The organism is Sandarakinorhabdus limnophila DSM 17366, assembly GCF_945882885.1.
GTDB lineage: Bacteria > Pseudomonadota > Alphaproteobacteria > Sphingomonadales > Sphingomonadaceae > Sandarakinorhabdus > Sandarakinorhabdus limnophila_A.
In genome coordinates this window covers 32,553-59,040 of the sequence record NZ_CAMCWT010000001.1, presented here as the reverse complement: position 1 = coordinate 59,040, position 26,488 = coordinate 32,553, and the positions used below count along the sequence as shown (strand labels likewise).

25 protein-coding genes are annotated in these 26,488 nt (G+C 65.3%); 8 read left to right on the top strand and 17 right to left on the bottom strand.

Annotation, left to right across the window (positions count from 1 at the left end):
* Positions 1 to 52 precede the first annotated feature (52 nt).
* On the top strand, positions 53 to 676 hold the full coding sequence (locus tag Q7O19_RS00290; protein ID WP_303807914.1) for an HAD-IA family hydrolase: 624 nt from the start codon (positions 53 to 55) through the stop codon (positions 674 to 676).
* Here Q7O19_RS00290 and Q7O19_RS00285 read toward each other — a convergent pair whose 3' ends face one another.
* Genes Q7O19_RS00285 through Q7O19_RS00275 form a run of 3 tightly spaced genes read right to left on the bottom strand, consistent with a single transcriptional unit; the run spans position 677 to position 3,389 of the window.
* The gene (locus Q7O19_RS00285; protein ID WP_303807913.1) at positions 677 to 1,879 is read right to left on the bottom strand and encodes an acyl-CoA dehydrogenase family protein; all 1,203 of its coding nucleotides are present in this window, start codon (positions 1,877 to 1,879) and stop codon (positions 677 to 679) included. It lies immediately after the preceding gene.
* Positions 1,876 to 2,889, bottom strand: coding sequence for a phosphotransferase family protein (locus Q7O19_RS00280; protein ID WP_303807912.1), 1,014 nt, complete (start codon positions 2,887 to 2,889; stop codon positions 1,876 to 1,878). The genes Q7O19_RS00285 and Q7O19_RS00280 overlap by 4 nt, the downstream gene beginning before the upstream one ends.
* Positions 2,886 to 3,389 (bottom strand): GNAT family N-acetyltransferase, encoded by a 504-nt coding sequence (locus Q7O19_RS00275; protein WP_303807911.1) that lies wholly within the window; start codon positions 3,387 to 3,389, stop codon positions 2,886 to 2,888. The genes Q7O19_RS00280 and Q7O19_RS00275 overlap by 4 nt, the downstream gene beginning before the upstream one ends.
* A 93-nt stretch (positions 3,390 to 3,482) precedes the next feature.
* Here Q7O19_RS00275 and Q7O19_RS00270 point away from each other — a divergent pair, with 93 nt between their 5' ends.
* A complete protein-coding gene (locus tag Q7O19_RS00270; protein WP_273435117.1) occupies positions 3,483 to 4,007 on the top strand; it encodes a GNAT family N-acetyltransferase in 525 nt (174 codons plus the stop codon).
* Here the strand turns inward: Q7O19_RS00270 and Q7O19_RS00265 are convergent.
* From Q7O19_RS00265 to acs, 3 genes are all read right to left on the bottom strand, one after another.
* Positions 3,991 to 5,826: a TonB-dependent siderophore receptor gene (locus Q7O19_RS00265; protein WP_303807910.1), complete on the bottom strand. Its 1,836-nt coding sequence runs from the start codon at positions 5,824 to 5,826 to the stop codon at positions 3,991 to 3,993. The two genes, Q7O19_RS00270 and Q7O19_RS00265, sit on opposite strands and share 17 nt — an antisense overlap.
* Positions 5,827 to 5,838: 12 nt before the next feature.
* Entirely contained in the window at positions 5,839 to 6,084 is a 246-nt protein-coding gene (locus tag Q7O19_RS00260; protein WP_303807909.1) for a hypothetical protein, read from the bottom strand.
* Positions 6,085 to 6,176: 92 nt separating this feature from the next.
* A complete protein-coding gene (gene acs / locus Q7O19_RS00255; RefSeq protein ID WP_303807908.1) occupies positions 6,177 to 8,129 on the bottom strand; it encodes an acetate--CoA ligase in 1,953 nt (650 codons plus the stop codon).
* A gap of 46 nt (positions 8,130 to 8,175) precedes the next feature.
* Here acs and Q7O19_RS00250 point away from each other — a divergent pair, with 46 nt between their 5' ends.
* Together Q7O19_RS00250 and Q7O19_RS00245 are read left to right on the top strand one after the other, a co-directional pair.
* Complete coding sequence (locus Q7O19_RS00250) at positions 8,176 to 8,631, top strand: nucleoside deaminase (RefSeq protein ID WP_303807907.1); 456 nt, start codon at positions 8,176 to 8,178, stop codon at positions 8,629 to 8,631.
* A gap of 52 nt (positions 8,632 to 8,683) precedes the next feature.
* Positions 8,684 to 10,021: an APC family permease gene (locus Q7O19_RS00245; RefSeq protein WP_303807906.1), complete on the top strand. Its 1,338-nt coding sequence runs from the start codon at positions 8,684 to 8,686 to the stop codon at positions 10,019 to 10,021.
* On the opposite strand, the gene Q7O19_RS00240 is transcribed toward Q7O19_RS00245, so the two are convergent.
* From Q7O19_RS00240 to Q7O19_RS00230, 3 genes are all read right to left on the bottom strand, one after another.
* The gene (locus Q7O19_RS00240) at positions 9,987 to 11,852 is read right to left on the bottom strand and encodes a ferrous iron transporter B (protein ID WP_303807905.1); all 1,866 of its coding nucleotides are present in this window, start codon (positions 11,850 to 11,852) and stop codon (positions 9,987 to 9,989) included. The genes Q7O19_RS00245 and Q7O19_RS00240 overlap by 35 nt on opposite strands.
* Positions 11,849 to 12,103 (bottom strand): FeoA family protein, encoded by a 255-nt coding sequence (locus Q7O19_RS00235; RefSeq protein WP_303807904.1) that lies wholly within the window; start codon positions 12,101 to 12,103, stop codon positions 11,849 to 11,851. Before Q7O19_RS00235 ends, Q7O19_RS00240 begins: the two co-directional genes overlap by 4 nt.
* A 62-nt stretch (positions 12,104 to 12,165) precedes the next feature.
* A complete protein-coding gene (locus Q7O19_RS00230) occupies positions 12,166 to 12,816 on the bottom strand; it encodes a COQ9 family protein (RefSeq protein WP_303807903.1) in 651 nt (216 codons plus the stop codon).
* A 198-nt stretch (positions 12,817 to 13,014) separates the two neighbouring features.
* Here Q7O19_RS00230 and rpsU point away from each other — a divergent pair, with 198 nt between their 5' ends.
* Positions 13,015 to 13,221, top strand: a complete 207-nt coding sequence (gene rpsU, locus Q7O19_RS00225; protein WP_303807902.1) for a 30S ribosomal protein S21 — start codon at positions 13,015 to 13,017, stop codon at positions 13,219 to 13,221.
* Positions 13,222 to 13,349: 128 nt separating this feature from the next.
* The gene (locus tag Q7O19_RS00220; RefSeq protein WP_303807901.1) at positions 13,350 to 13,868 is read left to right on the top strand and encodes an FKBP-type peptidyl-prolyl cis-trans isomerase; all 519 of its coding nucleotides are present in this window, start codon (positions 13,350 to 13,352) and stop codon (positions 13,866 to 13,868) included.
* 167 nt (positions 13,869 to 14,035) lie between these two features.
* Here Q7O19_RS00220 and lepB read toward each other — a convergent pair whose 3' ends face one another.
* From lepB to rpsD, 7 genes are all read right to left on the bottom strand, one after another.
* Positions 14,036 to 14,851, bottom strand: coding sequence for a signal peptidase I (gene lepB / locus Q7O19_RS00215; RefSeq protein WP_303807900.1), 816 nt, complete (start codon positions 14,849 to 14,851; stop codon positions 14,036 to 14,038).
* Positions 14,848 to 15,267, bottom strand: a complete 420-nt coding sequence (gene acpS / locus Q7O19_RS00210) for a holo-ACP synthase (RefSeq protein ID WP_303783918.1) — start codon at positions 15,265 to 15,267, stop codon at positions 14,848 to 14,850. The genes lepB and acpS overlap by 4 nt, the downstream gene beginning before the upstream one ends.
* Positions 15,268 to 15,275: 8 nt before the next feature.
* The gene (locus Q7O19_RS00205; protein ID WP_303783906.1) at positions 15,276 to 16,025 is read right to left on the bottom strand and encodes a pyridoxine 5'-phosphate synthase; all 750 of its coding nucleotides are present in this window, start codon (positions 16,023 to 16,025) and stop codon (positions 15,276 to 15,278) included.
* Complete coding sequence (locus tag Q7O19_RS00200; RefSeq protein ID WP_303807899.1) at positions 16,022 to 17,053, bottom strand: serine hydrolase; 1,032 nt, start codon at positions 17,051 to 17,053, stop codon at positions 16,022 to 16,024. The genes Q7O19_RS00205 and Q7O19_RS00200 overlap by 4 nt, the downstream gene beginning before the upstream one ends.
* Positions 17,050 to 17,631, bottom strand: coding sequence for an orotate phosphoribosyltransferase (gene pyrE / locus Q7O19_RS00195; RefSeq protein WP_273463469.1), 582 nt, complete (start codon positions 17,629 to 17,631; stop codon positions 17,050 to 17,052). Before pyrE ends, Q7O19_RS00200 begins: the two co-directional genes overlap by 4 nt.
* A gap of 57 nt (positions 17,632 to 17,688) precedes the next feature.
* On the bottom strand, positions 17,689 to 19,791 hold the full coding sequence (locus Q7O19_RS00190; RefSeq protein WP_303807896.1) for a bifunctional (p)ppGpp synthetase/guanosine-3',5'-bis(diphosphate) 3'-pyrophosphohydrolase: 2,103 nt from the start codon (positions 19,789 to 19,791) through the stop codon (positions 17,689 to 17,691).
* A 128-nt stretch (positions 19,792 to 19,919) separates the two neighbouring features.
* On the bottom strand, positions 19,920 to 20,531 hold the full coding sequence (gene rpsD, locus Q7O19_RS00185) for a 30S ribosomal protein S4 (RefSeq protein ID WP_273463471.1): 612 nt from the start codon (positions 20,529 to 20,531) through the stop codon (positions 19,920 to 19,922).
* Between the two features lie 246 nt (positions 20,532 to 20,777).
* Between rpsD and rpoZ the strand changes: the two genes are divergently transcribed.
* A complete protein-coding gene (gene rpoZ, locus Q7O19_RS00180) occupies positions 20,778 to 21,119 on the top strand; it encodes a DNA-directed RNA polymerase subunit omega (protein WP_303783914.1) in 342 nt (113 codons plus the stop codon).
* A gap of 188 nt (positions 21,120 to 21,307) precedes the next feature.
* Here rpoZ and Q7O19_RS00175 read toward each other — a convergent pair whose 3' ends face one another.
* On the bottom strand, positions 21,308 to 23,506 hold the full coding sequence (locus Q7O19_RS00175) for a S9 family peptidase (RefSeq protein ID WP_303807895.1): 2,199 nt from the start codon (positions 23,504 to 23,506) through the stop codon (positions 21,308 to 21,310).
* Between the two features lie 476 nt (positions 23,507 to 23,982).
* On the opposite strand from Q7O19_RS00175, the gene Q7O19_RS00170 reads away from it, so the two are divergent.
* Positions 23,983 to 26,448 carry an Rne/Rng family ribonuclease gene (locus Q7O19_RS00170; RefSeq protein WP_303807894.1) on the top strand — a complete coding sequence of 822 codons (2,466 nt, stop codon included), beginning with the start codon at positions 23,983 to 23,985 and terminating at the stop codon, positions 26,446 to 26,448.
* Positions 26,449 to 26,488: the final 40 nt, after the last annotated feature.

Here is a 26,488-nt window from a genome sequence, read left to right as displayed (position 1 = left end):
AGTCCCTGCCCTTCGCGCCTAAGAACGACGTCTCCACGACAAGGATGTTGGCATGGCAATCGCGGCGGTGATTTTCGATTTTGGCGGGGTGATCACTTCGTCGCCGTTCGAGGCGTTTGCCCGCTTTGAGGCACAACGGGGCCTGCCGACTGGCTTCATCCGCACGGTGAATGCCACCAATCCCGATACCAACGCCTGGGCCCGACTGGAACGCAGCGAGATCAGCACCGGCCAGTTCGATGTGGCGTTCCGTGAAGAAGCGATCAGCTTGGGCCATGATGTGCCGGGCGGGGACGTGTTGCCGTTGCTGGCGGGTGATGTGCGGCCGGGGATGGTGGCAGCGCTGCGGGCGTGCAAGGCCGCGTTCAAGATCGGCTGCATCACCAACAATGTGGCGAGCGAGGAGGATATCGGCTGGGGGCCGAGCGTGAAGCATATCCTCGGCGAGTTTCACCACGTCATCGAGAGTGCCAAGGTTGGCCTGCGCAAGCCCGATCCGCGCATCTACCTGATGATGTGCGAGGCGCTGGGCGTGGCGCCGGCGGCCTGCGTTTACCTTGATGATCTGGGCATCAACTGCAAGCCAGCCGCCGCGCTGGGCATGACGGCGATCAAGGTGACGGGTGAGGCGCAGGCCTTGGCCGATCTGGCGGCAGCGACCGGCCTGCGCTTCTGATCACCAGCCTACCGGATCGGTGAAGGCGCTGCCCTGCCGTTCCAGCTGGGTGGCGATGGCGAATTTGTGCACTTCGGTGGGGCCGTCGTAGAGGCGGAAGGGTCGCATGTCGCGGAAGATCATTTCGACGACGGTTTCCGAAGTGACGCCGATGCCGCCCAATATCTGCACGCAGCGATCGGCGACCTTGAACAGGTCTTCGGACACGCTGGCCTTCACGATGCTGCTTTCGTGGCGGGCGCGCACGCCGTTATCGAGCAGCCAGGCGACGTGGCGGATGGCGAGGCGGGCCTGGTGCAGGGCGATTTCATTGTCGGCTAGCATGAAGTTGACACCCTGGTGGGCGAGTAGCGGCTTGCCGAAGGCGGTGCGAACGCGGGCATGTTCCAGCGCGATATGCTGGCAGCGCGCCGCCGCACCCAGCCAGCGCATGCAGTGGGTAAGGCGGGCCGGCGCGAGGCGCATCTGGGCATAGCGGAAGGCCGAACCAATCTCGCCCAGCAAGTGCGACGGGCTGAGCCGCAGGCCTTCGAAACGCACGACGCAATGGCCTTCGACATAATTGCGGTCCATCGAATCCATCACGCGTTCGATGTGAATGCCGGGCGTGTCGCCCTCGCACAGGAACAATGTGGGGCCGTGCGGGCCGTGGGCATTGGGCTCGACATTGGCCATGATGATCCAGGTCTTGGCGCCGTTCGCTCCGGTGATCAGCCATTTCAGGCCGGAAATCTCGTAGTCATTGCCGTTGAACACGGCGCGCGTCTTCAACTGGCCGGGGTCGCTGCCGGCGCCATAGGGCTCGGTCATGGCGAAGACGCTGCGGCGCTCGCCGCTGACCATGGGGGCGAGGAACTGCTTCACCTGATCGGGCCGGGCGATGCGGGAGAGCAGATACATGTTGCCCTCGTCCGGCGCGGCGCAGTTCATCGCAACCGGGCCAAGCGTGGACCAGCCGGCGGCTTCGAACACCGCGGCTTGCGTCGCGTGATCAAAGCCCATGCCGCCCAGTTCGGTCGGCGCTTGCGGGGTGAGCAGGCCCTCGGCCTTGGCCAGCGCCACCAGTTCGGCGCGCAGATCGTCGGTGGGGCCGTGCTGCGTCAGGCGCGGATCGCGTTCGAACGGGATGATCTTGTCGATCACGAACTGGCGGGTGCGGCGGGCCAGCGCCTTGGTGGCTTCGGGCAGGGTGAAATCGGTCACAAGGCGCCTTTCTGGTACTGGTCTGCGGCGTGGGCGATGATCGCCAGCGCCAATGTCTCGAAGCCTGCATAGCGCGTGCCGTCCATCTCGCCGCGCTGCCATTTTCGGTAAAGCTGCATCCACGCCACCGCCAGCCGCAACCGGGCCAGCGCGGTGGGCCAGACGAGATCGCCCGCATCGTGGCCGCTGACGGCGGCATAGCGTGATGCCACCGCCGTGCGGCCCGGCCAACCAGGGGTGAGCGAGGGCACCGCCATAAGCGGCTTCACGTCACCCGGATCACCCGGTTCGATCCAGTAGGACAGCAGCACGGCAAGATCGAAAGCCCGTGGCCCGCGGGTGGCCATGTCCCAATCGATCATGGCGAGCGCCTGGCAGGTGGCGGGATCGACGAGCAGATTGTCGGGCTTCAGATCCATGTGCAGCAGGACAGGCGTGCCGGCTTCAGGCGGGACGGCGGCGGCCAGTGCTGTGATGAGTGCGGCCACGTCGGCCGGCAAACCATCGGGCCACACCGCCTCGGCGCGGCTGGTCCATCCTTTCAACTGGCGGGTGTAAAAGCCTTCCGGCTTGCCGAGATCGCCGAGCCCGATCGCCGCCGGATCGAGCGCGTGCAGCGCTGCCATGGCCAGCAACGTGGTTTCCACCAGCGCCAGGCCGTCGCCGGCTTCCGGCGGCAACGTGCCGGCAATCGCCATTCCATCGCGCCGCTCGATCAGCTGGAATTTCGTGCCCAGCACCGCTTCGTCAGCGCAAAAGGCGATCAGGCGCGGCACCAACGGGAAATGCGGTGCGAGTGCGGCCAGCACCTTGGCTTCGCGGGCCATGTCGCTGGCGCCGGCGGCGAGCACACCCGGCGGCGGGCGGCGCAGCACGGCCGGACCACTGGCCAGCATCACGCCTTCATTGCGATTGGCGATGCCGCCGCCCAGCCGCTCAAACCGCGCGCCGGGTGCCAGTGCGAGGCCCTGCGCGGGCAGCCACAGGGCAAGATGTTCTAGATCGTTCATGCGCTGCGCACCATGATGCAACGTCGCGCTGGATCAAGCCCGCCGGTAGCGGCGTGCGCCGGCAGTCCCGCCAGCCATTCGGGCAAGGCCGGATCGTGCGCTGCCACTTCGGCAAAGCCGTGCCGGGCATAAAAGGGCGCGTTCCACGCCAGCCAGCGATCGGTGGTGAGTGACAGACGCGCGCAGCGGAGTGCGGGCGCGGCCGCAATCGCGGCCTGGAGCAGGGCTGCGCCCAGCCCGCGGCCTTGGGCATCGCGCGCCACCGACAATTCCTGGATGTGCAGCCAACCCGCAGTGGCAGCGGCCAGCAGGAAGCCACAGGGCTGGGGCGCTGCTGCCACCCAAAGGCTGTGTGCCTCCAACCCCGCCAACAGCGCCTTGGCCGGCGTCGTCGGCCCATCCACCACATGGGCCATGGCGGTGCCGGCAAACAGCGTGGTCGCCGAGACTACGATGGCAGGCAGCAGCGGCAGATCAGTAGGGCGGGCAAGGCGGATCACGTTGTATTGGCTATCACGCTGGCCCCCGCCTGCAACAGCCTGTCATAAAGCGGTTACTGGAAGTTGGCATGGCCTGTGCCTATGCTAAGCGCCATGACCGAACGTCCCGTCCTCTCGTCCGAACGGCTTCTGCTGCGTCCACACCGGCTGGCGGATTTCGAACGGCTGGTCTCACTGTGGTCGCACCCGGTGGTGGTGACGCATTTTGGCGGCAAGCCTTTCAACCGGGAAGACAGCTGGAACCGGCTGCTGCGCTATGCCGGCCACTGGCAGTTGATGGGCTATGGCATGTGGGCCGTGACGCGGCCGGGGGAAGATATTCATCTTGGCGATGTCGGCTTCCTGCACGCTGAGCGCACCGGGGTGGAACCCTTTGGTTGCCCGGAAGCGGCCTGGGCCTTTCATCCCGAAGCGCAGGGACAAGGCTATGCCAGCGAAGCGGTGGCTTGTGCGCTGGAATGGGCCGACACGCGCTTCGATCGCACTGTCGCCATGATCAACCCGGCCAACGCCACCAGCATCTCAGTCGCTCGCCGCTGCGGCTTCAGCATCTTTGGCGAAGCCACCTACAAGGCCGAACCGGTGGGCCTGTGGGAACGCCTCAGAAGTTCGTCCTGATCGTCAGCCTGGCGGTGCGCGGTGTACCGGTGCTGATATTGTTGTCGGTGTGCGCGGTCGGGAAATAGCCTTTGTTGAAGATGTTTTCGACATTGAGCTGCGCGCTCACGTCCTTGGCCAGCGTCACGAACAAGGCGCCATCCACCCGCGTATAGGCCGGCAACCGCACCGCGTTGCTGATGCTGGTGAAGCTGGCGCCCTGGTGCAGGATGCCGACGCTCACGCCCACCGGCTCGGCGATCTGGAAACGTTGCCACAGGCTGGCCTGGAATTCTGGCACCAGCGGCACATGGCGGCCGGCGGGTGCGGCGTTGGTAGTGCTGGTGATGCGGGCGCTCTGCACAGCAAGGCCGGCCTGCACCTGCCGCCATTTGGCAATCTGGCCATCCAGGCCAAGCTCGATGCCGCGGCTGCGCTGGCGGCCGGTAAGTTCGACCGTGCCGGCTACGGCGCCGGGCGCGCGCGTGTTGGTGCGTTCGAGCACATAGGCCGCCACGTTGATGTTGAGCGTGGGCGTGATGTCCCACTTGGCGCCGATTCCGCGGTTGAGGAAGCCTTCCGGTTCCAGCGCGGCCAGGCGGGCATCAAGGCTGGTGAATTGGTCACCCGATTGCGGCAAGAACGAGCGGCTGAAGCTGGCATAGAGCGAGGCGGTGGCCATCGGCTTTACCACCAGGCCCAAGCGGGGCGACCACAAGTAATCAACGCGGGCAAAGCGAGCGCCGGAGAACAGATTGTCCACGGCAAGTTCGAAACGGTCATAACGCAGGCCGCCGAGCAGCTCGACATGATCACCGATCTTCACCTGATCCTGCACGAACAGCGCGGCCACCTCGGCCTGGGCGCGGATGGAGCGGTTGCCCGGCCCGGCGCGGAAGGTCGCCAGCGGCGGGCGGACGCTGTCGGCCAGGGTGACGAAGGCGCGCGTGGCGCCCGGAATGATGCCATCGAAGAAGCCGTTGATGCGCTGGTTGCGCGTCACCTGGCGGCCCAGTTCGAAGCCTGCAAGGATATTGTGCTGGGTGCCGGCGATCGCGGTTTTCCAGTTCAGGTCGGTCTGGCTGAACAGATTGTGGCGGCGCGTGGGGTCGGCATAGGCATCCACCCCGATGCGGCCATCGGCGGCCAGCGGCGTGGCCGCATAGACGTTGCTGTAGACCTTGTCGTAATCGGCCCAGCGCGTGCGGTGGCGCAGGGTGAGGCTGTCGGCCAAGCGGTAATCGGCGGTCAGCGACAGCGCATCGACATCCACACGGCTGCGATTGAGCGCCGGATCGCCCACGACCAGATTGCGCGAGACCGGCGCCGGCCGGCCAGCCTGTGAAGGGATGCCGCGATCGGCCGTGCGATCATCCGCGGCATGTTCATAGCCCAGCACCAGATTGCCGCGACCGCCCAGATCAAGGCCGAGGGTGGGGTTCACTGCCCAGCGCGTCAGGCCATAGAAGTCGCGATGGTTGCTGGCTTCGTCATAAAAGCCATTGAGGCGGGCGGCGATGCCGGTGGCCAGCGGCTGGTTGAGATCGGCGGCGACGCGCCAGCTGCCCCATGTATCGACCGCGGCATCGGCGGCAATCAGCTGGGCGGCAAGATCGGGCGTCTTGATGACGCGGTTGATGACGCCGCCGCCACCACCGCGCCCGAAGATCATGGCGTTGGCACCGCGCAGGATTTCCAACCGATCCAGATTGTAGAAATCGCGGAAATACTGGACGTCGTCGCGCACACCATCGACGAAGAAATCGGCGGTGCTGTTGTTGCCGCGCAGCACGATCTGATCGCGATTGCCTTCGCCCTGTGCGCCGACAGCACCCGGCACGAAGCGCAGCGCCTACTGCACGGACAGAATCGCCTGATCGTCCAGCCGCTGCTTCGTGAACACGGTGACGGCCTGCGGCACATCGAGCAGCGGCGTGTCGGTGCGGGTGGCGGAACTGATGCTGCTGGCACGATACGGGGCTTCCCGCTGGCCGGTGACCACAATGGTGCCGGCGTCATCATCCATCGTTTCGGCCTGTGCGGCACCGGGCAGAGCGAAGAGAAGGGCCGACGACAGCAGCAAAGCGACACGCATCATAAGATACTGCGAATGACCATCAATATCGCTTCTTATTGCGATTGACTCGCAGGAGGCAAGGAAAAAATGCGAATGGTTCGCAACAAACTCCGTTAGCGGTTGAGCCGGCCTTCGACCAACGCATCGACCACCGACGGATCGGCCAGCGTCGACGTGTCACCCAGGCTGCCATGCTCGTTCTCGGCGATCTTGCGCAGGATGCGGCGCATGATCTTGCCGCTGCGGGTCTTGGGCAGGGCCGGCGTCAGGTGGATATGGTCGGGGATGGCAATGCCGCCGATCTCGGCGCGCACAGTGGCTTTCAGGGCGGCCACCAGGTCTGGGCTGGCCTCCACGCCAAGGTTGAGCGTCACATAGGCATAGATGCCCTGGCCCTTCACGTCGTGCGGAAAGCCGACGACGGCGGCTTCGGCCACGTGTGGGTGTGCGACCAGCGCCGATTCGACCTCGGCGGTGCCCATGCGGTGGCCCGACACGTTGATCACGTCGTCCACACGGCCTGTGATCCACCAATAGCCATCGGCATCGCGGCGGGCGCCGTCGCCGGTGAAATAGCGGCCGCGATAGGTGGTGAAATAGGTTTGGGTGAAGCGTTCGTGATCACCGAACACCGTGCGCGCCTGGCCGGGCCAGCTGCGTAGCAACACGAGGTTGCCGCTGATTTCCTGGCCGGGTTGCCATGGGATGATGGTGCCGTCGGCTTCCACCAGCGCCGGCTCGATGCCGAAGAAGGGCCACGATGCGCTGCCGGCCTTCAGCGGCGTGGCGCCGGGCAGCGGAGTGATCAGCGCGCCGCCGGTTTCGGTCTGCCACCAGGTATCGACGATCGGCAGCTTCTCCTTGCCGACGACGCGGTGATACCAGTTCCAGGCTTCCGGGTTGATCGGCTCACCCACCGTGCCGAGCAGCCGCAAGCTGGTCAGGTCGTGGCGGTTCACCGGTTCATCACCGTCGCGCATGATGGCGCGCAGGGCGGTGGGCGCGGTGTAGAAGATGTTGACCTTATGCTTGTCGATCACCTGCCAGAACCGGTCGTTTGCCGGGAAGCTGGGGATGCCTTCGAACATCAGCACGGTCGCCCCGGCCGACAGCGGCCCATAGACGATATAGGAGTGCCCGGTGACCCAGCCGACATCTGCGGTGCACCAGAACACTTCGCCAGCGCGATAATCGAACACGGCTTCAAAAGTGAGATTGGCCCACAAGAGATAGCCGGCAGTGGAGTGGAGCACGCCCTTGGGCTTGCCGGTGGAGCCGCTGGTGTAGAGGATGAACAGCGGATCTTCGGCGTTCATCGGTTCCGGCGTGCAGGAGTATGGCACCTCGGCGCGGATATCGTGCCACCAATGGTCGCGGTCTTCGACCATGGCGATTCGGCCGCCGGTGTGGCGGATGACCAGCATGGCTTCGACGTTGACGCCGGCGACTTCGGCCTTGTCGCAGGCTTGGTCGGCGATGGCTTTCAAGGGAATGGGCTTGCCACCGCGTCGGCCTTCGTCGGCAGTGATGATGAAGCGGCTTTGCGCGTCTTCGATGCGCCCGGCCAGGCTTTCGGCCGAGAAGCCGCCGAACACCACCGAGTGAACGGCGCCGATGCGAGCGCAGGCCAGCATGGCCATCGCGGCTTCCGGGATCATCGGCATGTAGATGGTGACACAGTCGCCCTTGTCGACGCCCAGCGCCACCAGTGCATTGGCCATGCGCGCCACCTCTTCGCGCAACTCGCCATAGCTGATGCGGCGGCCGTCAGCTTTGGGATCGTCGGCTTCCCAGACGATGGCAGTGCGCTTGGGATCGGCTTCGGCCCAGCGATCGAGGCAGTTCCAGCTGGCGTTGATGACGCCATCTTCGAACCACTTGATGTCGACCGGGTCCCATGACCAGTTGCCCATGGTGGTGGGCGCCTTGTACCAATCGAGCCGCCCGATCTGGTTGCGCCAGAAGCCATCGGGATCGGCGAGGCTCTGCGCGTAAAGCGCATGATACTGCTCCGCCGTGGTGCGGGTGATTGCGAGGGCCTCTGGGGTGACGGGGTGCATGCTCATGCGCGCCAGACTAGGCCGCAGCGCCGCTTGCCGCTAGAGGCTGTGCATGGCCTTTCCCCCCTCCAAAGCGATGGCATGCGCGCTGGATGAAGCCCGCGCGGCCGCCGCGCGCGGCGAAGTGCCGGTGGGCACGGTGATCACCGACGCCGCCGGAGGGGTGATCGCACAGGCTGGCAATCGCACCCGCGAGCTCAACGACCCGACGGCCCATGCCGAGATGCTGGCGATCCGCGCCGCCTGTGCGGCGCTGGGAAGCGAGCGGCTGATCGGCTGCACCCTCACCGTCACGTTGGAGCCTTGCGCCATGTGTGCGGCGGCCATCGCGGCGGCGCGGCTGGAGCGGGTGGTGTATGGCGCGTCCGATCCGAAATCCGGCGGGGTGGAGCATGGCGCCCGCGTGTTCAGCCACCCGCAGGCCCATCACCGGCCCGAAGTGGTGGCCGGCGTGGCGGAAGCGGAAAGCGCGGCGCTGTTGAAGGACTTCTTTGCCGGGCGGCGTTGACGGGGCGAACTGCCCCCTTGCCGCCAGCCAACGGCCCGGCCACGCTGCCGGCATGACCACCACCGCTCCCCGCCGTGTCTTAGGGCCGTTCGCCGCCGCCTCCGTTGTCGTCGGCATGGTTGTCGGGGCGGGCATCTTCCGCTCGGCCAGCCTGGTCGCGGCCAATCTGCAGAATGACATGCTGGTGCTGGCCGCATGGGCGCTGGGCGGGCTGTTCGCGCTGTGCGGCGCGCTGGTCTATGCCGAATTGTCCAACGCCTTCCCGCATCCGGGCGGTGATTATCGCTTCCTGAAACTCGCTTATGGCCCGCTGGTGGGCTTCCTCTTCGCCTGGTCGCGTTTTGCGGTGATCTTCTCCGCCTCTGCGGCGATGCTCGCCTTTGTGGCGGCGGATTATCTGGCGGAACTGGTGCCGCTTTCGGGGCTGGCGCGCGGCGGGGTGGCGGGGCTGGCGATTGTCGTGCTCACCGGGTTCAATCTTGCCGGGGTCAAGCGATCGACCAATGGCCAGATCTTGCTGGTCAGCGCCGATGTGCTGGCGCTGCTGGTGCTGGGTATCGCTTCCGCCAGCCTGATCGCGTCCGGCACGCCGCCGCTCACGCCCACGCCGGTGCCGCAGCCGTTTGGCGCTGCGGCTTTCGGACAGGCGATGGTGTTCGTCATGTTGGCCTTTGGCGGCTTCAACGATGCCGCCACCTTGTCCGCCGAGGTGCGCCGCCCGCGCGACATGACGCTGGCGATGGTCGGCGGCATGGGGATGGTGACCGCGCTCTATCTGCTGGCCAATTGGGCCTATCTCACCGGCCTGGGCGGCGCTGGCCTGGCGGCAAGTGCGGCACCAGCGGCGCAACTGATGGCCATCGCCTTCGGGCAGGCCGGGCAGGTGACGATGGTGATCTTCGTCGGCATCGCGGCGCTGGCGATCGTCAATGCGCTGGTGATTGTGGGTGGCCGCACGCTCTATGCCGTGGCCGGCGACGAACCGGCGCTGGGCCGGCTGGCCGCGTGGGACGAGGTGGCCGGGGTGCCGCGCCGGGCGATCTGGGTGCAGTGCGCCGTCTCGCTGTGCCTGGTGGCGTGGGGGTCTCTGTCCACCGGCTTTGCCCAGATGGTGGATTTCCTGTCGCCGGTGTTCTGGCTGTTCCTGTCCCTCACCGGCCCGGCGCTGATCATCCTGCGGCGGCGCCTGCCGCAAGTGGAGCGGCCGTTCCTGGTGCCGCTGTATCCGCTGGTGCCGCTGGTTTTTACCGGCGGCTGCCTGTTCGTGCTGCAAAGCTCGCTGCGCTATGTCGGCTGGACGGGCAGCGCGATCAGTTTCGGGATGCTGGCCTTGGGGTTGGGCGTGCGCCTGTCGCTCAAAGCCCCGCAGCCAGCGCCAGATGGTAAGTGATGCCGGCCGCTACATAGGCTGCGGCGAACAGATAGCTGAACATGAAGATTGGCCAGCGCCAGCTGGCGGTTTCGCGGCGGGTGATGGCCAGCGTTGAAATGCACTGCGGCGCGAACACGAACCATGCCAGGAAGGCCAGCGCCGTGGGCAGTGGCCAGGCGCTGCGCAGCCGCTCGATGAGGCTGCCGGCATTGTCTTCGGACACGTCGTTGAGGGCGTAGACGGTGCCGAGCGCGGAGACGGCCACTTCGCGCGCCGCCATGCCGGGCACCAGCGCGATGACGATTTCCTTGTTGAAGCCAATGGGCGCGAATGCCGGCTCCAGCGCCGCGCCGATCTTGCCGGCGAGGCTGTAATCGATGGCGGGCTTGTTGGCACCAACGGGCGGTTGCGGCCAACTGGCCATGGCCCACAGCACGATGGTGGAGGCGAGGATGATGGTGCCGGCGCGCTGCAGGAAGGCCGTGGCGCGGCCATAGAGGCCAAGGCCAACATCGCGCAGCGCCGGCCACTGATATTTCGGCATCTCCATCAGGAACGGGGGTGCAGCGCCCTTGGTGACAGTGCGGCGCAGGGCGAAGGCGGCAACCAGCGCGCCCAATATGCCGGCCAGATAGAGCGCGAACAACACCAGCCCCTGCAGGCCGAACGGGCCGACATCGCGGGCCGGGATGAAGGCGCCGATCACCACGGCATAAACCGGCAGGCGCGCCGAACAGGTCATCAGCGGCGCGATCAATATGGTGGTGAGCCGGTCGCGCGGCGAATCGATGGTGCGGGAGGCCATGATGCCCGGCACGGCGCAGGCAAAGCTGGAGAGCAGCGGGATGAAGGCGCGGCCATTGAGGCCGACGCGTGCCATCAGCCGGTCCATCAGGAAGGCGGCGCGGGTCATGTAACCGGTCTGTTCCAGCGTGATGATGAACAGGAACAGGATCAGGATCTGCGGGAGGAACACCACCACCGCGCCCACCCCGGCGAGCACGCCATCATTCAGCAGCGACAGGAACCAGCCTTCGGGCAGGGCGGCAGCCAGTTCGGCCTGCAGTGCGGCCACCCCGGCTTCAATCCAGCCCATCGGCGCTTCGGCCCAACTGAACACCGCCTGGAACATGAAGAACAATATGGCGGCGAGCAGCAATGGGCCGGCCAGCGGATGCAGTACCACGGCATCGATGCGCTGCGACCAGGCCCTGGCGCTGCCGGTGCTGGTTTGCACGGTGGCGGCCAGTTGCCGGGCCTGTTTCTGCAGGGCGCGCACGTCGCTGGGGCGCTCCTGCGGCAGGGCGGGCGGCGTATCGCCGATGCGGGCCGCGAGCGCGACGCCGAGTGCTTCGAGGCCGCGGCGGCGAACCGCAACCGTTTCCACCACTGGCAGATCGAGTAGCGCGCCCAGTCGGGCCGAATCGATGCCGATGCCATCGCGCGTGGCAAGATCGATCATGTTCAGCGCCACCACCAGCGGCAGGCCCAGCGCCTTCAGTTCCAGCACGAAACGCAGATGGTTGCGCAAGTTGGTGGCATCCACCACCGCCACGATCGCATCCAGCGGCCGTTCGCCGGCGATGCGGCCGAAGATGGCATCGCGGGTCACGGCTTCATCGGGGGAGCGTGGGGTCAGGCTGTAGGTGCCGGGCAGATCGATCAGTTCAGCGCTGCGGCCATCGGGCAGGGCGAGGCGGCCGGCTTTGCGTTCCACGGTGACGCCAGGATAATTGCCCACTTTCTGCCGGCTGCCGGTCAGCGCGTTGAACAGGCTGGTCTTGCCGGCATTGGGGTTGCCGACCAGCGCCACCACCGGTTGGCGCGTGATGGAGACGGGCGCGTTCATGGTTCCACCTCGATCAGGCGAGCCATGTCGCGGCGCAGCGCCACCACCATGTTGCCCACCCGCACCGCCAGAGGATTGCCGCCGAACGGGGCACGGTGCAGGATTTCGACATCCACGCCTTCATCGAAGCCGAGTTCGCACAGGCGCTGTGCCGTGCCGGGATCCAGCCCGGCGCGATCGATGGCGGCAATCAACGCCACTTCGCCCACGGCCAGCGCGTCGATCGGGCGATGAAGGGCTTCATTGGTCAAACGGATGGTCCGGTCGCGGAAAGTTGCGAACCGTTATCAATCTTGCAGGCGGGGCGCCAGCGTTAAACCGCCGGGTAGCGCAGCCGGCCGAGGAAGCGCGCCGGATCAGGCAGCTTGCCTGCCATGCCGGTGAGCTTGGCCTTGGCCTTTTCAAAGCGCATCACTCCATCGATGCGGCGATCGATGAAGCGCCTCGTGGCGGCGAAATCCTCCGAATCATCCTGTGTCCAGTGCAACAGGGTAGCGGAATAGATGCCGGAAAGGATCAGCCGCTTGGTGTAATGATTATAGTCCGTCGCCGTGTCTCCAGCGGCGCGCCACATGGCATCGGCGGCCTGCCACAGCAGCTTGGCCGACAGCGCGGCGTGCTGCGCTTGGGCGAGCAGGTTCAGCGCCCGGCGCGTCACTTCGCGGTCACCGGTTTCCAGTCTGGTGACCAGTGCCATGCGGATGCGGTCCCGCACCTTCATGTTGTGGCTGGCGGCCATGGCTTCGGCCATGTTCGCATTCACCAAGGTGGTCCAGGCGGTGAGCATCGCTTCGGCATTGGGCAGCGCCAGCGCGGCGATGTCGGCATCGATACCAGCGTCCCGCGCGGCGGCGGCCAGCGCGGTTTCGCTCCAGCCGTCATAGGGCACGTGCGGCAGCATCGCCTGCACCAGGCGGGGGGCCAGTTCGGCCAGCGGGATGTCCTGCGTCATGGCGATCTTCATAGCGTGGCCGGGCGGCGCTTCACAGTCAATATTGCGTCGAGGGGTGAGCCCCGCTTGCTGCCCCGCTTGCAGGCCCATCGGGCATCTGCTATCGGCCACGCCTCTGTCATCGGGGCGACTCGGTGAGCATCTGTATTTCTTGAACAAACCCGAATATGGGGCCGCTGCCCCCGACTGAAAATGGAGTGACGGCACCTCATGCAAATTCTGGTTCGCGATAACAACGTCGATCAGGCCCTTCGCGCCCTGAAGAAGAAGCTGCAGCGCGAAGGCGTTTATCGCGAAATGAAGCTGCGCCGGCATTATGAAAAGCCGTCGGAAAAGCGCGCCCGTGAAAACGCTGCCGCCGTGCGCCGCGCCCGCAAGATGGACCGCAAGCGCATGGAACGTGACGGCGTCAAATAAGACGTCCCACGGTGAATCGCGGCTGAGGGCCGGGCAGGGTTGACCCTCTGCCCGGCCCTCGCCATGTAAGCGCTGCGCACTTGCAAGCGCCACGCAGGCGCCAGCAATTTTTGGGTTTTGAGGCACATATGTCAGGTCAGGCAACCAATAACGCCGGTGGTGTCGGCATCGGCAAGTGGCTGGCGGCAGGCGCCGTCGTGATCGCCGTGGTTGGCGTGCTGGTCTATACCGGCACCCAGAGCCAGGTCGCCGCCGTGCGCACCGCCGATGTGAAGTATATGGCCGCCAACAAGAGCAAGCCCGGCGTGATCACCACCGCATCAGGCCTGCAATATCAGGTGATTCGCGCTGGCCAGGGCCCGAAGCCGGCTGCCAAGGATACGGTGCTGGTGCATTATGAAGGCAAGCTGATTGACGGCACCGTGTTCGATTCGAGCTACCAGCGCGGCCAGCCGGCGGCCTTCCCGCTTGATCAGGTCATTCCGGGCTGGACCGAAGGCGTGCAGCTGATGACGGTTGGTTCCAAATATCACTTCGTGGTGCCGCCGCAGTTTGCCTATGGCAGCCAGGGCGCCGGCGGCGTGATTCCGCCGGGCGCAGTGCTGGAATTCGATATCGAACTGCTGGCGGTAAAGCCGGCGCAGTAAAGTCCGCAGGATCAGGTAGACGTGCCTTCGGCGGCCAGGGCCTGAGGCCCTGGACCCACTTTCGTTTGGCGCGCGTCTGGCGACAAGCACAGAGCATTGGATCGTAAAAAACGGGTGCAGGCCTCAGGCCTGCCCGCCGGAGGCCCTCTTTTCTAGCGGTTCAAAGCTCAGTTGTCGCGCAGCGACAGGAACCAGCGGTCACGCAAGGCGGTCACCCAGGTCACCGGGTTCAGGCTTGTCGAACCATCCAGGCTGAAGGTGGTGAATTCGGCGCGGCCAACGATATTTTCCACCGGCAACAGGCCCAGCCCGCCCACTTCGGCGGGGAAGCGGCTGTCTTCGCTGTTGTCGCGATTGTCGCCCATCAGGAACACATGGCCTTCTGGGACGATCACCGGTTCGGTGTTGTCCTGCGGCAGGTTGGCGAGATCGAGCACGGTGTAAGTGCGGCCGCCCGGCAGGGTCTCGCGATAGGTCGGCAGGTGGCATTCGGTGGTGCCATCGGGCGTGATCACCCGATATTGCGCGTCGATCATGGTGGCGCAGTCGCTGTTGGGCGTCACCTTCATCACCGTATCGGCCAGCTTCAGCTTGGGCACGGCCACGCCGTTCAGCCACAACCGACCATCCTTCATCTGCACCGTGTCGCGGGGCAGGCCGATTACCCGCTTGATCCAGTCATCCTGGGCGATGGGCGATTTCAGCACCACGATATCGCCGCGTTCCGGAAGGCTGCCGAACAGCCGGCCATCCATCTTGGGCAGCACGTTTAGCGACGGCGACAGATAGGAATAGCCATAGGGATATTTCGACACGATCAGCCGATCGCCAACCAGCAGGCCGGGCAGCATTGATCCGGACGGGATGTAGAAGGGCTTGGCCACCGCCGTGTGGACGGCGAGCACGGCCAGCGCCAGCAGGAACAACTGCCAGGCTTCCTCCGCCCAGTTGATCTTCTTCTTGGTCGCCACGGCTTCGGTCATTCCACACCAACTGTAATGAGCACGATGGCCTGCGCCCACGGATGGTCGTCAGTCATCGTCAGATGAATCGCCGCCTTATGCCCGCTGGGCGTGATTTGTGCCAGCCTTGCCGCCGCGCCGCCCGAAAGCTGCAGGGTGGGCTGGCCGCTGGGCAGGTTGACGACGCCCATGTCGCGCCAGAACACGCCCTGGCGAAAGCCGGTGCCCAGCGCCTTGGCACAGGCTTCCTTGGCGGCAAATCGCTTGGCGAAGGTGGCGGCGCGGGTGAGTTCGCGTCGGTTCGCCTTGGCCTGTTCGATATCGGTGAAGATGCGGTTGATGAAGCGGTCGCCAAAGCGATCGATGCTGCTGGCGATGCGCTCGATATTGCACAGATCGGAACCGAGGCCGATCAGCGCCAGGCCGGATGGCACCATCAGGCCGCTCAAGCGCGTGCCTCATCCATCAGGCCACGCATCCGGCGGATGGCGGCATCAAGACCAACGAACACCGCTTCCCCGATCAGGAAATGGCCGATGTTGAGTTCGGCCAGCTGCGGCAGCGCCGCGACGGGCAAGACATTATCATAGGTGAGGCCATGGCCGGCGTGCATTTCAAGGCCGAGTGCCACACCGGCTTCCGCCGCGCGGGTCAGGCGGGCGAGTTCGCACTCGATCTCATCTGGCGTTTCCGCATGCGCATAAGGCCCGGTGTGCAGCTCCACCACCGGCACGCCCAGCCGGGCAGCCGCTTCGAGTTGACGCGCATCGGGCGCGATGAACAGCGAGACGCGAATGCCGGCATCCTGCAGCCGCGCCACGATCGGCTGCAGCGTGTTGTGCTGGCCGGCAGCATCCAGCCCGCCTTCGGTGGTGCGTTCGGCGCGGCGTTCCGGAACGATGCAGGCGGCGTGGGGCTTGTGGGCCAGCGCGATGGCCAGCATTTCATCGGTCGCCGCCATTTCGAGGTTGATCGGCAACGAGATGGCGCCGCTCAGCCGGATCAAATCAGCATCGGTGATGTGGCGGCGATCTTCGCGCAGATGGATGGTGATGCCGTCGGCGCCGGCGGCGGCCGCCACGTCCGCGGCGCGCAAGGGGCAGGGATGCAGGCCGCCACGCGCGTTGCGGATGGTGGCGACATGATCGATGTTGACGCCAAGGCGCAGGTGGTTGGGGCGGAGGTGAGTCGTCATGCGTCGATGGCCTTGCAGGCGGCCGCGCTGAGCAGTTCATAGCCCAAGCCGGCGCTCTGCCACAATTCGCCGAAGTCAGTCTTGTCGCGGTTGGTCATGGCAATCAGCACGATGTTGCGTTCGGGCAGGATATAGTTACGCACCTGCGCACCGCCAATGGCCCCGCGCCGTTCGATGATGCGCTGCGCAGCGTCGCACCCGCGCAGCTTCACATCATAAGCCCATTGGCCGAGCGCAGCGTAGCCATATTGCGGGCGGCCCTCCCACATCTTGGCGCGGGCAGCGGCCGGCAGCAGCTTGCCATTGATCAGCGCCTGATCGAAACGCCACAGATCGCGGATGGTGCCGGTGATGGCGCCGGCCGCGCCATAGGCCGCCAGATTCACCGGCGCTTCGCCCAGCCCGGCGACATGCGGCCCGGCGATGCGCACGCTGGTCATGCCCAGCGGTTTCGTGATGCGTTCGGTGAGCAAATGGGCATAGGGCTTGCGGTTCGCGGCTTCGAGCACGCGGCCGGCGATGATGTAATCGCAATTGTCGTAGTTGAAGCTTTTGCCCGGCTGGTCGCGCACCGCGCCGGCGCAGACGGTTGCGGGCAGCACCCGGGCGTCAGGCCGGAAGGCGGCGCCGTCGTCAGCATTGCTGTCGGGCAGGCCCGATGTATGGCCGAGCAGCATACCGACCGTGATGCGTTTGCCGGTCGGTCCCTTGAAGGCTGGCAGATAGCGGATGATCGGCGCATCCAGATCAAGCCGGCCGGCCGCGACATCCTGCATCGCGATGGTGGCGGTGATCTGCTTGGTTACCGATGCCCAGCGCCAGCTGTCGCTTGGCAGGAAATCGGATGGCGTGCGGGCGCGGACCATGCGCTGTGGCACCTTGGTGCCAAAGCCTTTTTCCAGCGTGACCTGGCCGCTTTCCGACAACAGCACGATGCCAGCGAAACCGGCCATATCCGCCGTTTCGGCGACCCTGCCGGCTGGTTCTGGTCCATAGAAGGCCGCGATCATGGCGATCAGCGGAATCATGCCGCGCGGCTGCCCGGCTTGATGGCGGGAATGGCCTCAAGCTCGGGCGGCAGCGCGTCGGGCTGGTAGCTCGGCACATCCAGCCGGATCAGCGGTGTGAACGGCACGCCCAGATCGGCTTTGCCGTTTGAACGATCCACCAGCGAGGCCGCATGGATCACCTCGCCACCAGCGGCCGTGATGGCAGCGATGGCTTCGCGGCTCGACAGCCCGGTGGTGACGACATCTTCCATCAGCAGCACCTGCTGCCCTGGCTCCAGCCGGAACCCGCGACGCAGTTCGAACGTGCCGGTCGGCCGTTCGACGAACATTGAATCCACGCCCAATGCGCGGGCCAGTTCATAGCCGCAGATCAGGCCGCCCATGGCCGGGGCGATCACGGCGGTGACGCGCGCCTTCACATCGGCCGGGATCTTCGCGGCCAGCGCCTGCGCCAGCCGCTCGGCCCGCGCCGGGCTCATCAACACGCGCGCGCATTGCAGGTAACGCGGGCTGCGCAGGCCCGATGACAGGATGAAATGCCCTTCCAGCAGCGCTTCGGCCGCGCGGAATTCGGCCAATACGTCATCATCGGTCATCGTTTTCACTCCGGTCGCGCTCGCATTGGCAGTGCGCCGATGCGGGCGCAAGCGGTCTTACAACCGCACCCTGTCGGCCGATACCACTGCCTTTACCTGGCGCAGGGCTGCCAGGATGGTGGCGAGATGGCCCACGCTTTCAACTTCGATATCAACGATGTCGGTGTGGAATTCGCGATCCCTGTGTTTCAGTGCCAGCCCGACGATATTGGCATTGTGGGCCGCGATGCTGGCGGCCAGACTGGCCAGCGCGCCCGGCTGGTTGTGCACCACAACCGCAATGCGCGCCGCGGCGCCGGCGGTTTCGGCGCCCCATCTCACATCCAGCCACTCGCCGCTTTCATCGGCCAGATGGTCGCAATCGATCACATGCACCGAAATCGGCCCATCGGGGGTGCGCACGCCAACGATGCGATCGCCCGGCACCGGCCTGCAATGATCGCACAGCAGGAAGCCGACACCCGGGGTCAACCCTTCGATGGAGATGCTCGCCGCCGCCTTGGCTCTGGCGCCGCGCGGCCGGCTGGGGCGGGCACCAGGCACCAGGGCTTCGGCGACCTGATCGTCGGACAGCCGGTTTTCCGCCATCGCCAGCTGCAGGGCGGGCCGATCATGCAGCTTCAGCCGGCCCAGGGCCGGCCCCGTGATCTCGTCGTTCAAGGTCACGTTCAGCCGGCCCGCCACCGCATCCAACAGCTTGGACCCCATCGCCAGCAATTCCTCGCGGCGCTTGTGGCGCACATGGCGGCGGATGGCGGCGCGGGCCTTGGCGCTGGCCACAAATGCCTCCCACGCCGGATCAGGTGAATTCACCTTGCCCTTCAGGATCTCCACCTGATCGCCGTTCACCAGCCTCGTGCGCAGCGGCACGGCGCGGCCATTCACCTTGGCCCCCACGCAGCGGTCCCCCAAATCGCTGTGCACCGCATAGGCGAAATCCACCGGGGTGGAATCGCCGGGCAGTTGGTACAGCTCGCCCTTGGGCGTGAACACGAACACCTGATCCTGGAACATCGCCAGCCGGGCGTTTTCCAGCAGTTCTTCCGGGCTCGCCGCATCCTGCAGCACGTCGAGCAGATCTTCGATCCACGGATAGGCTTCGCGCGCTGGAGCGCCATCGGCACCTAGCTTGTAGGCCCAGTGCGCGGCAACGCCATATTCGGCTTCCTCGTGCATCAGGCGGGTGCGGATCTGCACCTCGATGCGCGCCGCTTCGCCGCCCAGCAGCACCGAGGTGTGCAAGGACCGATAACCATTGGATTTGGGTGTGGAGATGAAATCCTTGAAGCGGCCGGGCACCATCGGCCAGCGGCTGTGAACGATGCCGAGCGCGCGATAGCAGTCGCTTTCATCATCCAGAATCACCCGGAACGCCATCACGTCGGATAGCTGTTCGAAGCTCATCTGCCGCGCCGCCATCTTGCGCCAGATGCTGTAGGGGCGCTTTTCACGCCCGCTCACGCTGGCGGCGATACCTTTGGATTTCAGCACCCTTTCCATCGCCCCGGTGATGCGGTGGACGTTGGCGCCGCTGGTGTCGCGCAAACGCGCCATGCGCTGGCTGATCATCTGGCTGGCTTCCGGCTCGAGATGGCTGAACGCCAGTTCCTGCATCTCCTCCATGAAGCCATACATGCCGATCCGCTCGGCCAGCGGGGCATAGATGTCCATCGTCTCGCGGGCGATGCGGCGGCGCTTCTCTTCCTTGGCGATGTGGTGCAGCGTGCGCATGTTGTGCAGCCGGTCTGCCAGCTTCACCAGCAGCACGCGGATATCGGTGGACATCGCCAGCAGGAACTTGCGCAGATTTTCGGCCTGGCGCGCGCTTTCGGTCTGCGTTTCGATCTTCGACAACTTGGTGACGCCATCGACCAGCCGGGCCACATCTGCCCCGAACAGCCGCTCGATCTGTTCCTGCGTTGCCACCGTGTCCTCGATGGTGTCGTGAAGGATCGCGGTGGCGATCGTCTTGTCGTCCAGTTTCAGGTCAGTGAGGATGCCGGCAACCTCGACTGGGTGGCTGAAATAGGGGTCACCACTGGCGCGCAGCTGGCTGCCATGCGCTTTCACCGAAAACACATAGGCGCGGTTGAGGAGGTCCTCATCCGCGTCGGGATCATAGGCCTTAACCCGTTCCACCAATTCATACTGGCGCAGCATAGCCGATTATCTTGGGGGGGATTGGGGGTGAGGGCAAGGGTGCAGGGGCGCTGTGTGCAGGACTTTGCTGCGCAAATGAAAAGGGCGGCCCGATGGGCCGCCCTTTTGCATGCAAGCCGGCTGAGCGATCAGCGGCTGTAGAATTCGACGACCAGGTTCGGTTCCATCTTCACCGGGTACGGCACTTCGTCCAGAGTCGGCACGCGCACATAGCTGGCCTTGTTGCCTTCGACCGACACATATTCCGGCACGTCACGCTCCGAAAGGCTCTGGGCTTCCAGCACCAGCGCCATTTCGCGGGCCTTCGGGCCCAGTTCGAGCACATCGCCCGGCTTCACGCGAGCCGAACCGATGTTGCAGCGCACGCCGTTCAGCCAGATGTGGCCATGGTTGACGATCTGGCGGGCGGCGAACACGGTCGGTGCCCACTTGGCGCGATAGATCACCATGTCGAGGCGCTGTTCGAGCAGGCCGATCAGGTTCTGCGAGGTATCGCCCTTCATGCGGACGGCTTCGGCATAGACCTTGCGGAACTGCTTTTCGGTCACGTCGCCGTAATAGCCCTTCAGCTTCTGCTTGGCGCGCAGCTGGATGCCGAAATCGCTGACCTTGCCCTTGCGGCGCTGCCCGTGCTGGCCGGGGCCATATTCACGCTTGTTGACCGGGCTCTTCGGACGGCCCCAAATATTCTCGCCCATGCGGCGATCGAGCTTGTACTTGGCGTTGCTACGCTTTGACATTGTTCACCTCAGCTTTGACGACCTGCCGGGATTGGCGGGTCTACCCGGTCTCGCCACAAAAGCCTGTTGCCAGAGTGGGCCGCCGCTTCACCGGGGTGTGGGGCCAGATGCGAAACGGGTGGGTTAGGGGGGTGCGCCCCCAGAGTCAAGACGCGCCACCATCGTGAAAGGCCAAATTTCCTTGACTTTGCGCCCCCGAATCGTCAGAGGGACCCATTCCCGCCAATTCAAAACCGGAGCCACTTAATGGCACGCGTGACTGTTGAAGATTGCGTCGACAAGGTTTCCAACCGGTTCGACCTCGTGCTGCTGGCCGCGCATCGCGCCCGTAACATCTCGTCCGGCGCAGAGCTGACCATTGATCGCGACCGCGACAAAAACCCGGTCGTGGCCCTGCGTGAGATCGCCGAAGAGACGGTCCGCCCGGCTGATCTGAAGGAAACCATGGTGCAGGGCATGCAGCGTGTGCAGGCTGAAGATGATGACACGCCCGATGTGATCGGTTCGCTGTCGGCGTCGGCCGAAGCCCTGCGGATCACCGCTGCGCAGCCGCCGCGGAACCAGAACATGGGTGGTGATTACGAATGAGCCGGCTGCAAACAACGCACATCGTTGTTTGCAGACGCGGCGAATTCCGACCGGCGACCAAAAAAGGCGACCTTCGGGTCGCCTTTTTTGTGTGTCGTCCGACGGCGCGGCTCCGCCACGCTCTTTCGTCCTTCCTCCTCCACCTCAGCGGACTCGGCGGCTCCGCCGCCGGCCGCGCCCTCCTTCCCTCAATACCCTGTCGGCGCCACCGTCCGCCCCAGGAACTTCAGCCGCGTGATCCACGTGTGCACTTCGAGGCCCGGCGTGGCGTGGGTGGCGCCGGGATAGACCATCAGATCAAACGGCGTCTTCGCCCGTTGCAGTGCCGTCATCAGCGAGGTGGAATTCTCGAACACCACATTGTCATCCGCCATGCCGTGGATCAGCAGCAGCGGGTCCTTAATCTTGCCGGCATCACCCAGCGCGCCTGATCTTGCATAGACGGCAGGTTCCGTGACCGGATTGCCGAGATAACGCTCGGTATAGGCGGTGTCGTACAGTTCCCAGCGCGTCACCGGCGCGCCGGCGATGCCCGCCGCAAACCCGCCCGGCGCGCCTTCCAGCAGCTTCAGCACCATGTATCCACCGTAGGACCAGCCATTGACCGCCACCTTGCCGGCCCAGGGTTGCGCTTTGATCCATTGCAACGCCTGCACCTGGTCCTGCACCTCGACGCCGCCCATGGCGCGGAAGATCGGCGCCTCAAACGCCATGCCGCGGTTGTTGCTGCCGCGATTGTCGAGCTGGAACACCGCCCAGCCCTTGGCGACCAGATACTGCTCGATCGGCGCAGTGAAGCGCTTGTGGACATTGTGCGCATGCGGGCCGCCATAGACCTGCATCAGCACCGGGAACGGGCCGGGGCCAGCGGGTTTCAGCAGGCGCCAGTCCATCGCCTGGCCATCGGCGGCAGTGAGCGTGCCGAATTGCGGCACCACATGGCTGGCGAGATAGGGCGCATAGGGGTGATTGGCATTGAGGCGGTTTTCCTCGATCCACGCCAGCCGCTTGCCGGCCCCGTCACCCAACCACACCTGCGCTGGCTGGCTGGGGGTGGAACTGGTGAAGATCAGGCGCTGACCGGCATCATCCATCACGGCTTCGTGCCAGCCGCCCGGCGCCGTAAGTCGCTGCGGTTTGGCGCCGGCCTTGCGGAAATCGAGCGCATAGACCTGTTTTTCCAGCGTGGAATCGGCAAAGCCGGTGAACCACAAGCGCCCGCGCTTTTCATCAACGCCCACCAGTTCATCCATCACCCAGCGCCCGCTGGTCACTTGCTGCGCTGTGCCGCCGGCAAGGCGATAGAGGTGGCGATAGCCGTCGCGCTCGCTGGCCCACAGGATGCTGCCGTCCTTCAGCGGGCGGAAATTGTCGTGGACATTGACCCAGGTCTTTGCGGTCTCGCTGGCCAGCACCCGCGACGAACCGGTGACCGGATCAACGGCAAGGATATCGAGCCGCTGCTGATCGCGGGTGAGGCGCTGGACATACAGCGTCTTGCCATCCACGGCCCAGGCGACACGGGCGACATAGATGTCGGTCGACGGGCCAAGATCGACCTTGGTCTTGCCCGTTCCATCCGGGTTCACCAGCCACAGCGATACGTCGGCATTGGCGGTGCCGGCCGCCGGATAGGCCTGGGTGAACAGGCGGGTGCCATCGGCACCGATGGCGGCGCGTGTCACCTGCTTCACCGGGGATTCGTCGACGCGCGCCACGGCGATGCGGCTGTCGTCAGGTGCCCACCAGTGACCGTCGAACCGGTCCAGCTCTTCCTGCGCGATGAACTCGGCAACGCCCCAGCTCACCTTCGGCGTGTTTTCCCCGGCCACTTCGCGCGCGTCGCCGCCGGCCAAGGCTTGCACGAACAAATGGCCGTCGCGCACGAAGCTGGCAAAGCCGCCCTTGGGGCTCAGCTTGGCATCTGTCTCGGTTTCCGGCGTCTGGGTCAGGCGGGTGACGCTGCCATCGAGGGCGGCCACCCACAGATCGCCGTCCACCGGCACCAGCAGGCGTTTCGCATCGGGTGCCCAGGCATAATCGGTGATGCCCTTGACGTCGGCAATGCGCCGGCGTTCGCGGTTCATGCGTTCGGCTTCGGACAGCGCAGCGCCACTGGACAGCTTTTCCCAATCGACCAGCATCCGGCTTTGACCGGTCGCGGTGTCCACCGCCCACAGGTCGAACCGGTCCTTGTCGCTTGGCCGGCTTTTCAGCAGCGTCGCCAGCCGGCCATCGGGGGCCAGTTTCAGCACACGCGGGCGCGGGCCCCCCAGCGAAGGTGAGGCATAGACGCGCTCAAGCGTCAGTGGCTGTGCCTGCGGTGTCTGCTGGGCCATCACGGGCACACCAACCAGCAGAGCCGAGGCCAACAACGCAAGCTTCATTCCCATTCCCCCAATTTCACGCCCGGCCCGGCATTTCCGTTTGGCCGGGATATATCACAATCGTGCGTCATTGCCGCACCCTTGCTGCTGCGCCAAGTGGCTGCTAGCAAGAAGCAGGCTACAGCTTGTCTGTTGCTATTTCCGCGCTCCTTCGCGCTGCCGCCGCATCTGCTGGCCGGTGTTTCGCGATTGGGCCTGGGACTTTGGTGGTTACAGCCTTGCACCGTGCAGGAACAGCTGGCCACCCTTGATGACTTGAAGGACGCGGATGAATGGATTGATCGAACTGGCGAAAGGACTGCGCTTCATGCGCCGTCTGGCCAGCGGTCAGGCCGCCGCGCCTGCTGATTTCACCCGCATTTCCCGCATCTGCCGGCGCCATCATTCCGATGTCGTCGGCCTTTTCACATCGCGTCGCCCTGTTGCCGCCCGCTTGTCGGGTGTCGAGGCCTGGGTTGGCGTCACGGAGACCATCAATGTCCAATCACATGCTTATCGACGCCCGCCACCCGGAAGAAACACGGGTGGCCGTGATCAACGGCCAGCGCATCGAGGAATTTGATTTCGAAGCGGCTGATAAGCGTCAGCTCAAAGGCAATATCTATCTCGCCAAGGTGACCCGGGTTGAACCGTCGCTGCAGGCGGCGTTCGTGGAATACGGCGGCAACCGCCACGGCTTCCTGGCATTTTCCGAAATCCACCCCGATTATTATCAGATCCCCAAGGAAGATCGCGACGCCCTGCTGCGCGAGGAAGCCGAACTGTCCGCCGACGATCATGGCCACGACGGCGAAGAGGGTGATGAATCCGATGATGTGCTGGAAACCGGGGGCCATCATGATGAACCGTCGGATGCGCTGCGTCGCAAGCGCATGGCGCTGCGCCGCCGTTACAAGATCCAGGAAGTCATGCGCCGCCGCCAGGTGATGCTGATCCAGGTGGTGAAGGAAGAGCGCGGCTCCAAGGGCGCAGCGCTCACCACCTATCTCAGCCTCGCCGGTCGCTACTGCGTGCTGATGCCCAACACCGCGCACGGTGGCGGCATTTCCCGCAAGATTTCCAACCCGGCCGATCGCAAGCGCCTGAAGCAGGTGATGGCCGATCTGCACCTGCCGAACGGCATGGGCGCCATCGTGCGCACCGCCGGCCTGAAGCGCAGCGCCGCCGATATCCGCCGCGATTTCGATTATCTTACCCGCCTCTGGGACGAGATCCGCGAGAAGACCCTGGCCAGCCAAGCCCCGGCGCTGATTCATGAAGATTCGGGTCTCATCAAGCGCGCCATCCGCGACGTCTATAACCGCGAGATCGATCAGGTGCTGGTGGAAGGCCGCGGCGGTTTCGAGGCCGCGCACCGCTTCATGTCGATGCTGATGCCCAGCCACGCCGCCAAGGTGGTGGAATATGAAGGCAGCGTGCCATTGTTCCAGCGCTTCGGTGTCGAGGATCAGCTGGAAGCCATGTACCAGCCGGTCGTCCAGCTGAAATCGGGTGGTTATCTGGTCATCAACCCGACCGAGGCTTTGGTGTCGATCGACATCAACTCCGGGCGCTCGACCCGCGAATATGGCATCGAGGAAACCGCCACCAAGACCAACCTGGAAGCCGCCGACGAGATCGGCCGCCAGTTGCGTTTGCGCGACATGGCCGGCCTGGTGGTGATCGATTTCATCGACATGGAAAATGGTTCCAACGTCCGCAAGGTCGAAAAGGCCATGAAGGAGGCGCTGAAAAATGATCGCGCCCGCGTGCAGATCGGCCGTATTTCCAGCTTTGGCCTGATGGAAATGAGCCGGCAGCGCCTGCGCACCGGTATCCTGGAAGCCTCCACCCATATCTGCCCGATGTGCGAAGGCACCGGCATGGTGCGTTCGGTGTCGTCGTCGGCGCTGGCCGCCCTGCGCGCGCTGGAAGCCGAAGCCCTGCGCGGTCGCCACAGCGATCTGGTGCTGCGCGCCAGCGAGGAAGTGGCGGTCTATCTGCTAAACCGCAAGCGCATCGAACTGGCCGAGCTGGAAGAACTCTATGGCGTGACCATCATCACCCGCCCGGATGATTCGCTGATCGGCCCCAATTTCGAGATCGATGCCGGCGGTCCGCCGCCGTCGAAGAAGGTGGAGATGGTGGCGCTGCCGCCGCTGGTGAAGATCGTCGAGGACGGCGATGCCGACGAAGCCGAAGACGATGACGGCGAAGAGGGTGAAGAGCGCGGCGAGGATGGCCGCCGTGGGCGGGGCCGTGGTCGCCGTCGCCGTCGCCGTGACGGCCGTGGCCGCGACAAGGGTGAAGAGTGCAGTGACGATCAGGCCGACGCGCATGACGACGATCATGGCGATGAGCATCACAACGATGGCGCGGACGACGCGGCCGATGAGGTTGAAGGCGACGGCGCCGAGGCCACCGACAATGGTGAAACCGGCGAGAATGGCGGTCGCCGCAAGCGCCGCCGGCGTGGCCGTCGCGGCCGCCGCGGCGGTGCCGAACGCACCAACGATGCGGCAACGGATGAGGCCGCTGAAGCCGCACCGGCCGCGCCGGAACCGGTGGCTGAAGAAGTTGCCGCCAAGCCCAAGCGCAGCCGCCGCAAGAAGGCCGATGACGCGCCGGGGAGCGAAGCAGCACCGGAAGCAGTTGTCGAAATTGTGCCTGAGCCGGTGGCCGATGAGCCGGCCGCCAAGCCCAAGCGCATTCGCCGCAAGAAGGACGATGCTGCGCCCGAGAGCGTTGCCGCGCCGGAGCCGGTTGTTGAACCAGCACCGGAACCGGTTGCCGAAGAACCCGCGGCCAAGTCCAAGCGCAGCCGCAAGAAACCGGCGGCTGAGGCCGTGGCCGAACCTGTCGCTGCTGCGGCCGAAGAACCGGTTGCCGAAGCCGCTGAGCCCACCGCCCCAGCCGCTCCGGCCCGCAAGGGCTGGTGGCAGCGTACCTTCGGGAACGACTGACAAGTCGGCCTAGGCCGCACACAAGAAAGCCTTTCTCCCC

Bases quoted from the DNA above. Each gene is read 5' to 3' on its own strand.
- Q7O19_RS00250 (WP_303807907.1), top strand. From the start codon at position 8,176: ATGGCCTTTCCCCCCTCCAAAGCGATGGCATGCGCGCTGGATGAAGCC.
- Q7O19_RS00240 (WP_303807905.1), bottom strand. From the start codon at position 11,852: ATGAACGCGCCCGTCTCCATCACGCGCCAACCGGTGGTGGCGCTGGTC.
- rpsU (WP_303807902.1), top strand. From the start codon at position 13,015: ATGCAAATTCTGGTTCGCGATAACAACGTCGATCAGGCCCTTCGCGCC.
- lepB (WP_303807900.1), bottom strand. From the start codon at position 14,851: ATGACCGAAGCCGTGGCGACCAAGAAGAAGATCAACTGGGCGGAGGAA.
- Q7O19_RS00290 (WP_303807914.1), top strand. From the start codon at position 53: ATGGCAATCGCGGCGGTGATTTTCGATTTTGGCGGGGTGATCACTTCG.
- Q7O19_RS00260 (WP_303807909.1), bottom strand. From the start codon at position 6,084: ATGATGCGTGTCGCTTTGCTGCTGTCGTCGGCCCTTCTCTTCGCTCTG.
- Q7O19_RS00170 (WP_303807894.1), top strand. From the start codon at position 23,983: ATGTCCAATCACATGCTTATCGACGCCCGCCACCCGGAAGAAACACGG.
- rpoZ (WP_303783914.1), top strand. From the start codon at position 20,778: ATGGCACGCGTGACTGTTGAAGATTGCGTCGACAAGGTTTCCAACCGG.
- Q7O19_RS00200 (WP_303807899.1), bottom strand. From the start codon at position 17,053: ATGATTCCGCTGATCGCCATGATCGCGGCCTTCTATGGACCAGAACCA.
- pyrE (WP_273463469.1), bottom strand. From the start codon at position 17,631: ATGACCGATGATGACGTATTGGCCGAATTCCGCGCGGCCGAAGCGCTG.
- Q7O19_RS00270 (WP_273435117.1), top strand. From the start codon at position 3,483: ATGACCGAACGTCCCGTCCTCTCGTCCGAACGGCTTCTGCTGCGTCCA.
- acpS (WP_303783918.1), bottom strand. From the start codon at position 15,267: ATGGTGCCATCCGGCCTGGCGCTGATCGGCCTCGGTTCCGATCTGTGC.
- Q7O19_RS00230 (WP_303807903.1), bottom strand. From the start codon at position 12,816: ATGAAGATCGCCATGACGCAGGACATCCCGCTGGCCGAACTGGCCCCC.
- Q7O19_RS00175 (WP_303807895.1), bottom strand. From the start codon at position 23,506: ATGAAGCTTGCGTTGTTGGCCTCGGCTCTGCTGGTTGGTGTGCCCGTG.
- rpsD (WP_273463471.1), bottom strand. From the start codon at position 20,531: ATGTCAAAGCGTAGCAACGCCAAGTACAAGCTCGATCGCCGCATGGGC.
- Q7O19_RS00190 (WP_303807896.1), bottom strand. From the start codon at position 19,791: ATGCTGCGCCAGTATGAATTGGTGGAACGGGTTAAGGCCTATGATCCC.
- Q7O19_RS00220 (WP_303807901.1), top strand. From the start codon at position 13,350: ATGTCAGGTCAGGCAACCAATAACGCCGGTGGTGTCGGCATCGGCAAG.
- Q7O19_RS00245 (WP_303807906.1), top strand. From the start codon at position 8,684: ATGACCACCACCGCTCCCCGCCGTGTCTTAGGGCCGTTCGCCGCCGCC.
- Q7O19_RS00280 (WP_303807912.1), bottom strand. From the start codon at position 2,889: ATGAACGATCTAGAACATCTTGCCCTGTGGCTGCCCGCGCAGGGCCTC.
- Q7O19_RS00205 (WP_303783906.1), bottom strand. From the start codon at position 16,025: ATGACGACTCACCTCCGCCCCAACCACCTGCGCCTTGGCGTCAACATC.
- acs (WP_303807908.1), bottom strand. From the start codon at position 8,129: ATGAGCATGCACCCCGTCACCCCAGAGGCCCTCGCAATCACCCGCACC.